At 61.3% G+C, this 14,100-nt stretch carries 10 protein-coding genes; 4 read left to right on the top strand and 6 right to left on the bottom strand.

Annotation, left to right across the window (positions count from 1 at the left end; genetic code table 11):
- Positions 1-119 precede the first annotated feature (119 nt).
- The 4 genes from A9K71_RS05145 (at position 120) to A9K71_RS05130 (ending at position 4,368) form a co-directional block, all read left to right on the top strand.
- On the top strand, positions 120-800 hold the full coding sequence (locus A9K71_RS05145; protein ID WP_066991278.1) for a ParA family protein: 681 nt from the start codon (positions 120-122) through the stop codon (positions 798-800).
- A complete protein-coding gene (locus tag A9K71_RS05140; RefSeq protein ID WP_156752592.1) occupies positions 797-1,204 on the top strand; it encodes a hypothetical protein in 408 nt (135 codons plus the stop codon). The genes A9K71_RS05145 and A9K71_RS05140 overlap by 4 nt, the downstream gene beginning before the upstream one ends.
- A gap of 498 nt (positions 1,205-1,702) precedes the next feature.
- Entirely contained in the window at positions 1,703-2,116 is a 414-nt protein-coding gene (locus A9K71_RS05135) for a hypothetical protein (RefSeq protein WP_156752591.1), read from the top strand.
- On the top strand, positions 2,113-4,368 hold the full coding sequence (locus tag A9K71_RS05130) for a relaxase/mobilization nuclease domain-containing protein (RefSeq protein ID WP_066991267.1): 2,256 nt from the start codon (positions 2,113-2,115) through the stop codon (positions 4,366-4,368). Before A9K71_RS05135 ends, A9K71_RS05130 begins: the two co-directional genes overlap by 4 nt.
- A 247-nt stretch (positions 4,369-4,615) precedes the next feature.
- On the opposite strand, the gene A9K71_RS05125 is transcribed toward A9K71_RS05130, so the two are convergent.
- From A9K71_RS05125 to A9K71_RS05100, 6 genes are all read right to left on the bottom strand, one after another.
- Complete coding sequence (locus A9K71_RS05125) at positions 4,616-7,543, bottom strand: TrlF family AAA-like ATPase (RefSeq protein WP_066991265.1); 2,928 nt, start codon at positions 7,541-7,543, stop codon at positions 4,616-4,618.
- 302 nt (positions 7,544-7,845) lie between these two features.
- Positions 7,846-10,014 carry a type IV secretory system conjugative DNA transfer family protein gene (locus A9K71_RS05120; protein WP_066991262.1) on the bottom strand — a complete coding sequence of 723 codons (2,169 nt, stop codon included), beginning with the start codon at positions 10,012-10,014 and terminating at the stop codon, positions 7,846-7,848.
- Between the two features lie 12 nt (positions 10,015-10,026).
- Positions 10,027-11,007 (bottom strand): P-type DNA transfer ATPase VirB11, encoded by a 981-nt coding sequence (gene virB11, locus A9K71_RS05115; RefSeq protein WP_348626975.1) that lies wholly within the window; start codon positions 11,005-11,007, stop codon positions 10,027-10,029.
- Positions 11,008-11,045: 38 nt separating this feature from the next.
- Entirely contained in the window at positions 11,046-12,518 is a 1,473-nt protein-coding gene (virB10, locus tag A9K71_RS05110) for a type IV secretion system protein VirB10 (protein ID WP_066991257.1), read from the bottom strand.
- Complete coding sequence (locus A9K71_RS05105; protein ID WP_066991254.1) at positions 12,519-13,319, bottom strand: TrbG/VirB9 family P-type conjugative transfer protein; 801 nt, start codon at positions 13,317-13,319, stop codon at positions 12,519-12,521.
- Positions 13,316-14,035: a type IV secretion system protein gene (locus A9K71_RS05100; protein ID WP_066991251.1), complete on the bottom strand. Its 720-nt coding sequence runs from the start codon at positions 14,033-14,035 to the stop codon at positions 13,316-13,318. Before A9K71_RS05100 ends, A9K71_RS05105 begins: the two co-directional genes overlap by 4 nt.
- Between the last annotated feature and the right edge of the window lie 65 nt (positions 14,036-14,100).

Here is a 14,100-nt window from a genome sequence, read left to right as displayed (position 1 = left end):
AACATCACTGTCCTGTCCGGTTGATCGCTCATAAATTGACACTACACTTTGGGTTCAGTTATGACAATTGCCGGGCAGGCGGTTGGCATAAAAGCGGTTCATCGAAGGTCCCCTGAGCTATGATCATATCTGCCGCTATCGCCAAAGGTGGCACTGGCAAATCGACCCTGCTACGCGCGCTGGCATCCGTCGCCCTTAAGCGAGGCTACGCGGTGACACTCATAGACGGCGACGTTCGCCAGAACATGAGCCGGTGGGCCCAGATGCTCAAGGAGGCCGGCAATCGCCCCGAGACACTCCAGCTCGTCAGCGCCACGAGGCCGAGCGAGATCCTGGAGGCGGCGGAGCTGCATAATGGCGAGCGTAGCGTGGTGCTGATCGACACCGAAGGCACGACCAACGACAACCTCATGGCCGGGCTATTTGCCGCCGATATCGTGGTGGTGCCGATCTTCTTCGCGCTCGACGACGTGACCGCAGCAATCCAGATCACCGACCACTACATTCCGCTCGCGGTCGAAACACGCGGCCGACCGCTGCCAGCCGTGTTTGTCCTGACGAAACAGACCATCATCGATGCGAAGGCGAGAGCCTTGAGCGAACTGCGCGCGATCATCCAGGCGAACGGCACGCCGATAGCCGACCATGCGCTGCAAAACCGTGTCGCCTATCGGGACCTGCAAAGCGGCCAGACACTCTACAGCCCAGACCAGCCCGACCCGAAGGCGATTGCCGAAAGTGAAGGGGTCTTCGACGATGTCCTCAAGACCTTCACCGAAGCAATGAGGCAGGCGGCATGACCGAGAAAAGCCTCCCGGACACACAAGACGACAAGAAGGCTCGCATGATGCGAGCGATAACTGAGCCGCCGGCGCTACCGAGTATGTTCATCGCTCCGAAATCCGATTCCGCCCCCCAGCCGCTTGCCGCCGCATCCGCGGTGGCAGCGGAGGCTGAAGCTGCGCCGGCGGTCCATCGGCCGGACTTCCGCAAAATGTTGCGACAGGGCCAGAAAAAGGATCCGGTTGCCGGCAGGAGGATCCGCGAAGAGGAAATGGTGCGCTGCGGCTATTACCTTACGGCCGGCGAACAGCGGCAATTCAAGCTGCTCGCCATCAGCAACGGCCACAGCATGACCGAGCTGCTGCGCCAGGCGGTGCAGGACTACATCAAGGCCCATAAGCACAAGCTGCCGAACGATTAGGACAGCCCGCCCCCGGGCATGTCCCCACAAGGTTCCAGAGAGCGCTGCGGGCCACACGGCCGAGGCCGGGCCATCGATGCTCGGCCCGGCGCAAATCAGCCGTGCTCGCCGGCCCTGGGGCGCGTGACTCAGCTTATGCGCTTTACCTAACCCACAAGGGTCCCGCGATTCCCGGTCGCTCGCGCTCACGTTCCCTGCTCTATGCGATTTGTCTCCATGTTAGCATGATGATTCCGCAGCAAGGTAACATACTTAAAAAGAAACATGTCGCTAAGTCGGCTTGTCGCTAAGTTGACGATACAAGATGTTTCCGAGTGGGCATGTTCCGCTGATAACATGTGGCAGATGATTTTTTGAAACGAAAGCTGTGGTGATTTGGAGTCCCACCGCAAAGATATTTGGTGATGTTGGTTTTTGTCTTTGGCAGGATAGCCTTTTTTGTGTTACACACGAAAAAATAGCGGCGCGGCCCAAGGGCCTTAGCGCCCGCAAGCGGGCTTGAAGATGAGACCCAACAGTGGCCAAGCAGAAAGTCAGAACGCATCCCGTCGCTATGGCGAAGTCCTGCATGTGCGCTTCTCAAGCCTCGAACTGGAGCGGCTGCGCACTATGGCTGATGGGGAATCGGTGACGGTCAGCGAAGTCGTTCGCCGCCTTGTGAGGTCCGAGGCGGGCTTTCTGCCGGCAGCGACGGGGGAACTGCGACCATCCATCGAGGAGGCCACCGACCAGCTTCGCCGTGTCGGTGTGAATTTCAACCAGGCGGTCCGCGCGATGAACGAGGGCCGGGTGCCGTATGACGAAGACCTCGAGCGCGCCTTGATCGCCCTTGGCGAGCTCGTGCGTCGTTTCCGCGAAGAACTAAAGGCGATGATTGCGAGGCCGCGCAAGCGAAGCGAGGGCAAGGCATGAGTGGCCGTCTCGTCGGATACGCTGCCGAGATCGAACGCTATTTGCGCGTACCCGGCGCCGGCGATCTCGAGGACCTCGAGGAGGATAAGCCTTTGCAATCGGCCGGCCGGGAGACGGCCGATCGTCAAGCGATGAACATCCGTGCGAGCGGGCTCGCCCCGGCCCTCTCGGCGTCGCCTATGGCTGGTGCGCAATGGTCGACGGCGAGCGCAAGGCACCCGGGAGCGAGCCCCCGCGTCGCGAAGGCACCTGTTTCGTCCTCAGGTCGAGGCGGACCGCCCAGCGCGAAACCGCCGTCTGTGGGCACCAGCGGGAGCTTGCGCTCAACCAGCGACGCAAAAGGCGCGATAGCGATTTTCGACCTCGCGCTCGGCGCTTTCGTCAAGGAAGAGGAAGAAGAATGGCGGCGCCGTGGCGGCGGCGGCGGAAGGTCGGGCGCGCTCCCGTCCGCTCGACACTTCGCCCGGTCGACGCGTGAGGCGAGGGCCGTTGCGGCGCGAGCGGCCTATGCTGCGGGCGCGCAGCCGGCCGTGTTCAAGGTTCTTTCGAGCGCGGCCGATGGCAAGCAAGCCGGCGCCTTGCTTGCCTATATCGGCACACGCGTCAATGAACAGGGCGAGAAGCGTGATATCGAGATCTTCACCGACAGCGGACAGGGGCTTGCCAACGCGCAGGACCGTCGCGGCTTTCTACATGGATTCACGCAGACATTCGAGCCCCAGCTGGAGAATACGAATTTCATCGAAGTGCGGTTCGAGCTCGCCGGCGACGTCACGGACGAAGCGCTTGGTGAGGCGTTGAACGGGGCCTTCAGATCAAAGCCTTTCGTCTATGCTCGCACGGGCGACAGCGTTGATGTTTATGGCCACACCGACCAACGCGCCGGACCCCTTGCCAAGGTCCTTGCGGCCGGGCGGGCAAATTCACGCAGCAAAGCGCTCGACAAGATCGAAGCCGGCTTGCGCGAAGCGATGGGGAAGGCCGGTATTCGCGCCGCAGCGGAAGTGGCGGCGGCCGTCGGTAACGAGCGTAAGGCGCAATACTTTCTGCAAAAATTCATTCGATCGCACGATCAGGTTCGCCAGGCGAATGGACAGGCGGTTCCCAAAAAACAGCCGACGAAGGCGGCCGCGGCGATCTATGAGCTATGGCGGCCAGAACTTTCTGGCCGGGAGCGGCGCAATGCCTATCACCTGCTTTTCTCTGCCCGGGGCGGTACGGACGCGCCAGCCATCATGGCGGCCGCGCGTGCGGTGCTCGAGGAGCGCGCGCCCGGGCACAAATTCGTGCTCGCACATCATGGGGAGACGAGGCATGTCCATATCCACGCCATGGTGCAGGCGTGGTCGGCCGACGGCGAGCGGCTGACATTCTACAAGGCGGATCTCCATGCCTGGCGGGAAACGTACGCTGAGAAGGCGCGCGAACACGGCATCGCGATGGTCGCGACCGGCCGGTACGATCACGCAATGAGCCGACCTTATACGAAGGAACACGCGGGCGCCTACAAACGCGCGCAGCACGATGCGCGCTATCAGGTCAGTGACAAGACCGTCGCGCGCGTGGAGGACAAGCAGCAGCGTCGAATTGACCGCGGATTGCTCGTCGCCAATGGCGGAGCGATCGCCGGCGTGTGGCAGCAGACGGCCGCCGTGATGCGTGCGGCTGGCGTCACCGGCCAGGCCCTGACCGCAGCCGAGGCGATCGGCAAGAATGTCCTCCAGATTCATGCGCACAGGGCAGGCGAGAAGCCGGCCGCTGGCGTCTTCAAAGATCGCCGGGGACCGGCGGGGACCTCGTCCTTCTTGTCCCATCCCGGCATGAAAGAATTGACCAGGCTGATAGGAGCTACCGAAATGGCGCAGACACCTTTGGAAATGCGGCAGAAGATGGCGCGTGTGAATCAAGCGTTGGATCAGATGCGGGACACGCTCCCCAACGCCGAGCAAACGCGTTTCGAGCAATACCGTGAGGGCGTGAACGACAAGATGCACGATCGTCTCGCTCGGCTCCAGTTCGAGCAGCAAAAGGGTGCGGGGGGCGCCGGCGAGGCCGCGCCTGAAAGAGATGCGCGCGGCCGCGATTTGCCGGCCCGAGACGACACGCGTCAACCCGGGGCCTCGGCGCAACATGCCGAGAAGGCGCGGCAACGCGTTCAGCAGCAAAAAGACTCAGCCAAGCAAAAGGGCCGGCAGGCCGAGGAGCAGGATCGCAAGACACAGCGCAGCCAGGAAGACGAATACGAGCGCTGAAGCGTGGGCCGCAACCTGGCCCGCCGCGGGAAAGGGACATGCCTGAATTCAGCAATGGACTTGGGCGCTCAAGGCCTCGTCTTCGACCGGCAACGCAGCAGCGAGTAGCAGCACTGGAGGTGTGGCACCCCGAAGGGATCGAAATTCACGATCCTTTATAACGGCAATCAGTTCCAAGGATTGACCAATGAGAAATAGGCCTTGTGCGCAAAGCTGCTGAAACGAAACCTTTCCGCTCGTGGGAGCCTCAGAATTTGATCTGCAGCCTTCGCGCGCGATCGCGGAACGCGGCCTCCCCGCCTTCGAGGATGTCGCACACCGTTTTGCGGATATCCGCCTCATCAAGACCGCCAGACCGGTAGGTTATGCCCGGGAGGCCGCTGCCGCTCATTTCCGAGACGTTGGCGATGATCACCTGGTCCGCGTCAGTGTTGATGACCAGATTGGCGTTATGCGTGACCATGATCACCTGACGATTGCGCTTAGCGCTCCGGAAAAGTGGGACCAGTTCATCGTAGATGGATTTGGGGTCCAGATTCTCCTCCGGCTGGTCAATGACCAAAGGCTTGTCATCAGCATCATCCAACGCGAGGTACAGGAGGATCAGGACAATCCCGCGGGTTCCCGGGGAAAGCTTTTGGATGTCGACGCCGTCGTACTTGATGCCGTACTCGATGGAGATGTGGTCCGAGCTGTAGAGCCACTGCGCAAACGTTTTCAACCATTTGCGTTGTTCCACTGGGTCTCGCGGGCTCGGTTCGAGCAACTCCTCCCGATGTTTGTCCCAGAAGCCTTCGACCGCACTGGCGATGGTGTCCGCATCCTGAGACTCCCAAGCGCCCTTCAGCTCCTTTGTGGCATCGTCAAGCAGCGTGCCTTTCCTCCGAAAGGGGCCGGTGCGCAGGTCAAAGAGTTCCTTCTCGGCCTTGTCAGCCCACGCCTTCACATCGGCGACCCTCGAGACAGTGAATGAAAGCTTACCCAAGGTCCCGCCCTGGGTGGCCAGTCTCACCATGAGCGGCGCGTAGAGATCCCGTAGCACAGCTTCTTCGGCGAGAATGGCCTCAAAACAGCGCCTGTAACCTTTCTTGCGCGAATCTATCAAATCACTACGGCGCTTCGAGGCCGCCTCGCAGTCTGTCAGCTTCTCTTTCAGAGCAGCAAGTTTGGCGGTCTCCTCTGCGATCCGCTTGGCGTTGAGAGCAAGTTTGTCGGCAGTCTGCCGGTCGGCAGCGACGACCTTCTGAATCCGCTCGATCTCCGCCTCCAAAACCGCCAGGGGAATCCTCACCAGGTCGGCATCGTCAGCGACATAGCTTCCGTTTTCCAGCAGCTTGGGCGCAGAGCCCTTCCAGTAGGCAAGCTCTTTGGTGGATTGGGCGGCTTTCGCTTTGATCGCGTCATCTACATCGCCGCTGAAGTCGAGCAGGAACCTCTCCCAAGCAGCTTCATCGAGCTTGCTCGCGGCATGTGCCTCTTTCAGGTCGCGAAGATGCTGGGGCGCCCGGTTCTGCCGCTGATCAACGACGTCGTTCTGAAGGTTCTCCAGTCCAGCCTGTTGTTTGGCATAGTAGCGGAGGTAACCCCGGACCTTGTCGGCGGCACTAAGGAGATGCTGGAGCCTTTGGGCGACCGCAGCGCTGGTCGTCGAAGGGACCAAGGCGGATCGGTCCTTCTCATACCCTTTGATGACGGTTTCCTTCTCGGCAATCTGCTTCTTGAGACCGTCGACGGCCAGAATCTTTTCCCGCTCCAGCGCGATTTGTTCAGACATCGCGCTGATGGCAGACTCTTCTCGCTGCCGCGATTCCCTAAGGCCTTGGGCGCGGAGCTCCAGCAGCTCGTGGAAATTCACCGCGCCGTCGCGATCCGTGTGGGCTTCGAAGATGACCCGCTCAATTTCCTTGATCATCTGAGGCATGCCCTCTGGAGAGCAAAGCCGGTCGACGAACTGCTGCGACAGATAGCGGACCCGCGGAAAACTATCCCAGTCTGCGCCAGGTTGATCCAGACGCTTCGCCGACGTTGCTTCCCCACTCAACCAGTGGACCAAGACCTTAGCGTTCTTCAGATGCTCACCTGCTCTTTCGAGAAACGACGGGCGTTCTTCGTCCTCAACATAGGCGTCGCATCCGGCTGCGATCATATCGGCAAGCGCTGTCTTACCGGACCCCCTCGCCCCAATGATGGTTACCAGTCCCGGATTCAGGCCGATGGCCGGGGTGCGGGCCCACGGCGCATCCAGAATCTCGATGTGGCTGATTGTCTGCGACTCTGATGACCATGCAGGCGGATTCGGGCCTACATAGGCCCTATCGGGATCGATACAGGCCTGCCGCAGGCCGTCAAACGTTGCCTTGCCCTTGATCCAGCAAAGGCGATCTTCCGCAGGCTTGCCAACGAGCGACATTTCATGGGCATCACATCCCCATAGACAAGGTTTGAGGGCACCATAGTCGTGTTGGATCTCTTGGGGCGTTGCTGCAGGGCCTAAGCCAAGCCAGAAATCCCGCTGCTTGGGGCTGCTGGCAAAGATAACCTGGGCAAATTTTTCAATCTCTTGTCTGACCGCCCGGTCGGCGGCCTCCCGGACGCCTGAGGTCCCATCGGCATTGCCCGATACGGCAACGATGATGTTGTCGCGAGCCCACTCCATGCTCCTGAAGGCTGCCTGCAGTCCGCTGCGGGAAACCTTGAACTGGGTGACCCCCGCCCGTAACGCCGCGGCGTTGTCAGTGATCGACCGATCCATACGCTTGCCGAGCTTCATCAGGTCGTCGGGCGTACAGCTGTATTCGTCATCTGCGGTCGAGAACTTCAGATGCCGCAGAAACCTGTTCAGTTCCTCAACGTGCCCCGGATCCTCGGGACTGACGAGGAGATGGATGTTGACGAAATGGCCCTTGACGGTCCCTATCTCGAGCCTCAACTCGACATTGGGGAAGAGAAGATCGCATTGCTTCAGGCGGCCGGCATCCTTGGCCGCTTTTACCCGCTCGTAGGACGCGGTAACGCAATAGTCGGTGATGCCAATCGCGCGCATCGCCGGCGTCGCAGACTCAAGGGCATTGAGATAGGCCTCAAATCCCTCGGCCGGATAGCGGTCTTCCAAAACGGTACCTGGCGCGTGGATATGTGGCTCCCACCGCAGCCAGTCAGAACCTTTTGACAACATGGTGACTTCTGCCCCCCGCCAGAACTGTGCAATGCAGTCGGCACTTCAGCAAGTGATTCGCTTCTGCTCCACTCGCGTTTATGCTTGCTGGCGGCTCAGCACATTGTCCATTCCAATTACATAGATCGCCTTTTGTCCGGGATGACCTGGGCTTCTCGGTCGACGACGGACTGTGGTCGATGATCGGGTTTGTTCGCCGCTTCGCTGCTGGTTTCCGTACCCTATGCAACCCAGACATCCAACTTTGGCTGAGATTGCGCCTTGCATGGATTGACATCGCCTCGCTACGCTTGTCGGCGGAATTAATTATCCACAACGTCCGGCAATTCTTCTGCGACGACGCTTAAATTGCGGTCGAACGTCTCGGGGTCGGTCGACTGCGGACGGAAAGATTTAGCCTCGGCGAGAATGGCCGCAATCACGGCCTCTCTTTGCGGCGAGATCCTGGTCGCCGCCGCCCGGGCCGCCAAAGCCGAAAAATCGACGGCATTGGCCGCTGCGGGCGCCGCCGCTGCCGGCGGGATGAGGCTCGCCTCAATCCCGGCTGCCTTGTGCGAGGCGGGCAGGCGACGGCGAGCGACTGGGGGCTCGGCACGCCCAACCTTTGCAGCGAACGTCGCACCGCGCTGCAGCCGCGACCGTGTGATGCCGGAGCGGTAGCGTGGCCCAGCCGGCACGATCGACTGGACGGGTGGGGAGGGGAGGGGAGCGGCGGCAGCGACTGGTTTGGCGTGCTTTGCGTTCGCCCTTTCCAGGAGCGTCATGAACGCCCGCTTGGAGAGCTCCCGATCAGCGAAATAGAAATTGCGGGTCGCAAGGATTGCATTTTCGCCGCGCGGCAGAATGACGACCTTGCTCTTGTCCATGGTGCGAATTTCGTCCGGACGCATCAGCGGCCGACGCACTTGCTTGCTGTGAACGGAGCGCGTGTAATAGGTGTCGAAAAGACTCGCCTGGGTTCTGGTAACGTCCTTCTGAAATTCAGCCGTTTCGCCTATCTGATCGGAGACGTAGCGCAGATCGTCGATCTCCTGGGCGCCGAAGAAGATCTGGACCCGGGCAGCGTTGATGAGCGTTTCGCGGCTTTCCTTGCGGTAGATATCGTCGACCGATTTGAGCGACTGCACGAAAAACCACATCGGCACGCCGTGGCCGCCAAGCACGGTCGCCATGTCCGTCACATTCTCAAGCTTGCCGAGGTTCTGAAATTCATCGAGCAGGACAAGCACCTGGTGCTCGCCGGGGCGTGGCATGGATTCGGACATGAAGTTCATCATCTGCGTGATGAGCACATTGAACAGCGGGCCCAGCGAAGCCATCTGCTCGCGCCGAAAATCGAGATAGAGCGAGACCCGCTCGCTCTTGAGATTGCGGATGTCGAAGGAGCTGCGCGAGGTTGCCCGCATCAATCGCTCGTTCAGGAAGGGCGCCATGCCGGTGCGCACGCCGGCGTAGAGACCGGAAAACTGCTTCTCCGCCATGTCCGCGTAGGGCAGCAGCGTCTGCAGCGTGAAATCAGACACTTCATGCCGGCGGGTGTCGCGCAGGCTCGCCAGGAACTCCAAGATCGGCTCATCGGCGCCGTTCATGATCTCAAGGATGGTGGCGAAGCTGCGGTTTTCGTCGGCGATCTGCTGGGACTCCATGACGTAAGAGGCAATGCCGGTAAAGAGGAGGCGGGCATCGTTGACCCAATAGGGATCGGCGTTCGCAGGCGGCCGTGGAAAGAGCGCGGCCGCCATGTTGCGCAGGTCGATGTCCCGCTGCGCCGAATCGAGCGAAATGAAGTCCATCGGATTATAGAAGGCGGTGTTGCCGTCGCGGTCGGCCGGCGCGAAGCGGACGACCTGGGTGAAGGTGGCCCGGTGGCCGGCCGTAGCTTCATAGGTCTCGCCGCGCAGATCGAGCACGACAAGCGAATGGGGCCACATCAGCGCGTTCGGAATGATCAGCGCTGCGCCCTTGCCCGACCTTGGCGGTCCGATGACGAAGCCGCCGACGTCATCGCCGTCGATCCAAAGTTTCTTGCCGCCGCGAACTCTGGGGCGCGTCAGGCGCAATTTGCCGGTGCGCCGATCGCGGTGCGGGGCAAAGACGTTGACCAGTCTGCCGCCGGCTCGTCCGATGAAGATGCCCTTCGGCTTCAGCAGGCCAGCTCGGCGAACGTCCGCCATCGACATGAATTTTGCGTCGTTGCGCTCGGGCGGCCGCATCAAGAATGCGACGGCGAGCGGCAGGACGAAGCCGAATACGGCCGCGGCACCGGCGTATTGAAGCTTTGCGAAGCGTCCAGCTCTCAGGTCCGTCCAAGCGTAGCCGAAGACTGGCCGCGGGTCCGCATTGATGCTGTCGAAGAGAAAATGCGATCCGGTCCTGTACCAGTCGGTCGCCGCGTATGCGACCACAAACAGCAACGCGCCCAGCGCCACAGCCATCAAGGCCAGAAAAGTCCTGCCGGCGATCTTTTCCATAATGCGCCCCCGTCACATCGTCTCAGCCTTCGTGAACTTGATTTCGCTGATCGATCGGCGTCCGCCGTCCCCGCGCACCATTTGCACGACGACCGGGATCACCTCGCGCAGGTAGTCAAGGATCTCGCTGCGAGAGAGCCCGACATTTCCTTGCATGACCATGAGGGCCAGGCGCTCATAGGCCGAGCGGGCCGAATTGGCGTGAACGGTTGTCAGGGAACCGGGATGGCCGGTGTTGATGGCTTGCAGGAAGGAAAATGTCTCGGCACCGCGCAGCTCGCCGAGCAGCAGCCGGTCGGGCCGCATCCGCAATGACGCCTCGAGCAGCTGTTGCGGCGTAACCCTGGCAAGGCCTTGGTCGCCTTTCGAGGCAAGCAGCGTCACGGTATTGCCCGTCGCCGGCTTGAGTTCGCGCGTGTCCTCGATGGTAATGATGCGCTCATGAGAGGGGATGATCTTCAGCAACGCATTGAGGAAGGTTGTTTTGCCGGTCGACGTGCCGCCGGAGACAACCAGCGAAATGCGATTGCGAACCGCGTATTCCAGAAACTTCAACGGCGAGGTGTCGTTGAGCATCTCGGCGAGCTGCTTTTCTTCGGCCGAGAGCGCCAGGCCACTACCCATCTCGGTTTGTTTGAAGGCGCCCATCTTGGCGTAGTCGCCAAGGGTCATGTCCATGATGACCTGCTTGCGGATGGAGATCGCGCCGCCGTCGGGTGCCGCCGGCGGCAGCACGCATTGAAAGCGCTCGCCTGAGGGGAGAGCTGCCGACAGTACCGGCGTGACCTCGTTGACGACCTGGTTGGTGGCCGAAGCGACGCCAACCGAGACCGAGCGGATCCAGTTTCTGGTGAGCTCGCGTTTGACGACGTGCTCCATCTCCTTTGTACCCAGGCGCTCGATGAAAACTTCGCCGGGTCGGTTGATGGCGATTTCAGAAACCGCTTCTTCCTCCATGTAGGGCCAGATCGGTTCCAGTTCGGCGCGCAGCACCGGTGCGCGCGCCCAAGGGTTCGGCACAGGCTGCACATTCATCTCACCGGAGTCCCGTAGCCTGGATAATAGGGATCAGCCTCAGCCTTCGGCGTCATGAAGAGCAGCGTCGGATCGAGCGCTCTTGCCGGCTTTCCGCCGCGCTTCAGTCGCGCCAGTTCCTCTTCTACCGGATCCGCATAGAGCTCGGAGAAATCCAGATCCCGGCGCACGAAGACGATGATCGGCGTGCCCTGGTCAACGTAGATGGTCGGCGGGATGTTTTGTGTGTCGCGGAACGCCTCTTGCGCCAGCTGCTGCAGCGCCGTCGAGGATTTTTCGAAGGCGATGCCGCGGGCGTCGCGTTGCGAACCGGAGCCGCCATAGGTGGTGGTGACCGTCTGTCCCGTAACGGGGTCAGTAGTTGTCACCTGCCGCTGCTGGCTGTCGCTGCCATTATCGGCTAGGGAGGACAGGTACTCCGAAACGCCGCCAACGACCGAAAGCATGATCGCATTGCCGTAGCGTTCAAGCCAATGCGTATCGGCCCGCCCGCCGAGACCGCCCCGTCCGAGACGGTCGGCGCCAGGCGAGGCGATGTCGACCGAGACGCCGTCGGAACGGATGACGCGGTTCCAGACGATGAACACACGCTTTTGCCCGCGCGCAATCCCCGAACGATATTCGCCGGTCAGCCGAGACCCCTTCGGGATCAGAATGCGACGGCCGTCGAGCGAATAGACGTCTTCGCGCGCCACCGCGCGAACCATGCCGGGCAGATCGGTGTTGATGGCGGTTTCCAGAAATCCGCGGATCATCGTGCCTTCAGGGATTAAAGCATCGGTGCGACGGAAAACCCGCGCCTTCGCCATCGCGTTCGAATGTGTTTCCGATTGCGCGAGGAAAGCCTTGTTCGGATCGTTGTCGGCGCCCGGCACCGGGACAAGCTGACCGTCGGCGGCGATCTGCGCCTGGGCCGGCTGATCGTGCCCGGCGGCCGAGTTTGGTTCCTCACTCGTAATCATCTGGTTCGACCGCAGGCGCTCCCACATTGCCTTTTGGCGCTCAGCCTCCTCGGCCTTCCGGCGGGCCTCCTCGTCAGCCGCTTGCTTGCGGCGGGCCTCTTCCTCTTCGGCTTTGCGGCGCGCCTGCTCGGCTGCCAATTGGGCTTCGATGGCGCGCCGCTGCGCATCGAGATCAGCGCCCTGCTCAACCGTCTGGTCGACATTGTCGGCCTGTTGCTTGTTGGCTTCGCCTTCCGCGGGCGGCGGAACAACGATTTGGTCGATTGTGTTGTCGGCCGCTTGTGGCGTCTCGGCCAGCGCCGGCGGGTGAAATTCAGGTGGGTTGAAATTGTCGCTCGCGTCCGAGGCGGCATCGCGAGAACGCGGCTCGCGGGGCCAATTGATCCAGATCAGCGCGATCGCAACAATCAGCGCTGCGGCGACCATGGCGGCTTTTCTGCCCACGCCGGCATAGCGCCTGGCGACGGTCGGCCCGCCATCGAGCTCGTTATAGTCGATGTTGCTCATTTATCGTCCCCTCGCGGTCGGGGAAGTGAAGGGGTCGGGCCTCGCGAGCTTCTTCGGCCCGTAGACGGCGGAGACGGGATCCGCCTTGGACGGCCGGGCTCGATTGTAGAGGCAGAGCGTTTTGCCGTCGGCTCTCAGCGTAAATTGCCGGCCGATCTTGTCGACGATCGTGTATTTTCCCTGGGTGCGCTGATTGACCAGCGATTCATGGCCTTTTTCGTCGACGACGAAGATGGCCGGAATGTCGCCTGTGAACTCGATGAACATTTTGGTGCCGTCGTCGAACGCAACGCGCGGCTTCAGGCCCTCATCGCCGACATAGACGTAATTGTAGTTGAGATCGGCATAATTGAGGTTCTTGAGATCGGGATCGGCAGCGCTTTGCTGGGCCAAGGAGAGCAGGCGGGCGTCTTGATCCTCATCCGCATATTTGAACCGGACCTGGAAGGACGCACGGTCGCGGTCGCTGTCGGTGGCTTTGAGCAACAGCGAATAGACGCGCCGGTCGGTAATGACATTGACGTTCGTCCACGCGTCCCGTTCGAGCGGCTTGATGAACAGAAAGCGCGAGCCGCGTTTGGGCACGATTGACCAGCCTTTCGTGTCGCCGGCCGAAACCGTCTCGATCACCTCGGACGGGCTGAGCTCGATCATCGTGGAGACGCCGAGCGCGGCATTGACCGTCGTCACATTGTCGTTGTCGAAAGGCACGTAGCGGATACGGTAGTCGCGCGCCGCAGCTGAGGTGGCCGAGCCGAGCAACATCAGCAGCGACAGGACAGCCCCAATGTGGGTTTTCATTGCGCGCTCCCTGCCGTCGGCGCCGACTCCTGATCGCGACGGTATTCCATCACCTGGAAGCCGAGCGGATTGTCGAAGCGCCATTCGTTTTTTATCGGCGTCGTCGTGTAACGGAATTTCACCACGGCCACCCAATTGTCGGTCGTGGAAGAATTCTCGCGACGCGTCGTGGTCGAAAACCGCACCGACGCGGTCGTGCTGTTGAGCAGGGACACCGACTTGACGTCGACGGAAACGGTGGCGTTGCGCCCGTAGACCTTGTCGAGCGATTGGGCGTTGGAAGGCGTGTAAGCCCAAGTCAAATCCCTGGCCGCCGTTCCCGTCGAATAAAGCTGCGCAAGATCGTAGTTCTGCTTGATCTCGCGCGCGTCATAGGTTTCGCGGGCGCGAATATAGCGAACGAGATTGGCGGCCGTGACCGCCTCATTCTGCGACAGATCGCCGGGTTTGAGCGCGCGCGCAACTTCGAGATATCCGGTTGTCTTGTCGACCTCAATCACATAGGGCTCGAATTGCTTGAGCGGGAGGATGAGCACGAGCGTCAGCAACGACAGCCCCGCAACCACACTCGCGACGCCGCTGACGAGCCAGGCCAGCGTGCGCGAACGTCTCAGAGACCGGTGTGTGTCGTCTTCCCAGGTCGCGCCGGCCTGATAGTAGCGCTCGTCAACGAGTTTGCCGGTCTCGGCGGGGATGCTTGCCTGTATTTTTGTCACTTTACTTTAGCCTTATTGCCAAACTCCCACTGCAGCCCTGAAGCCGCGCCTCTCAGGCGGATGCC

The sequence above is a fragment of the Mesorhizobium sp. WSM3873 genome (genome assembly GCF_001672445.1).
Classification (GTDB): domain Bacteria; phylum Pseudomonadota; class Alphaproteobacteria; order Rhizobiales; family Rhizobiaceae; genus Mesorhizobium.
The sequence above is the reverse complement of the archived record's forward strand: the minus strand, read 5'-3'. Positions and strand labels throughout refer to the sequence as shown.

Excerpts from the sequence above, each read along its gene's own strand:
- A9K71_RS05145 (WP_066991278.1), top strand. The coding sequence starts at position 120 with ATGATCATATCTGCCGCTATCGCCAAAGGTGGCACTGGCAAATCGACC.
- A9K71_RS05140 (WP_156752592.1), top strand. The coding sequence starts at position 797 with ATGACCGAGAAAAGCCTCCCGGACACACAAGACGACAAGAAGGCTCGC.
- A9K71_RS05130 (WP_066991267.1), top strand. The coding sequence starts at position 2,113 with ATGAGTGGCCGTCTCGTCGGATACGCTGCCGAGATCGAACGCTATTTG.
- A9K71_RS05125 (WP_066991265.1), bottom strand. The coding sequence starts at position 7,543 with ATGTTGTCAAAAGGTTCTGACTGGCTGCGGTGGGAGCCACATATCCAC.
- A9K71_RS05120 (WP_066991262.1), bottom strand. The coding sequence starts at position 10,014 with ATGGAAAAGATCGCCGGCAGGACTTTTCTGGCCTTGATGGCTGTGGCG.
- virB10 (WP_066991257.1), bottom strand. The coding sequence starts at position 12,518 with ATGAGCAACATCGACTATAACGAGCTCGATGGCGGGCCGACCGTCGCC.
- A9K71_RS05105 (WP_066991254.1), bottom strand. The coding sequence starts at position 13,319 with ATGAAAACCCACATTGGGGCTGTCCTGTCGCTGCTGATGTTGCTCGGC.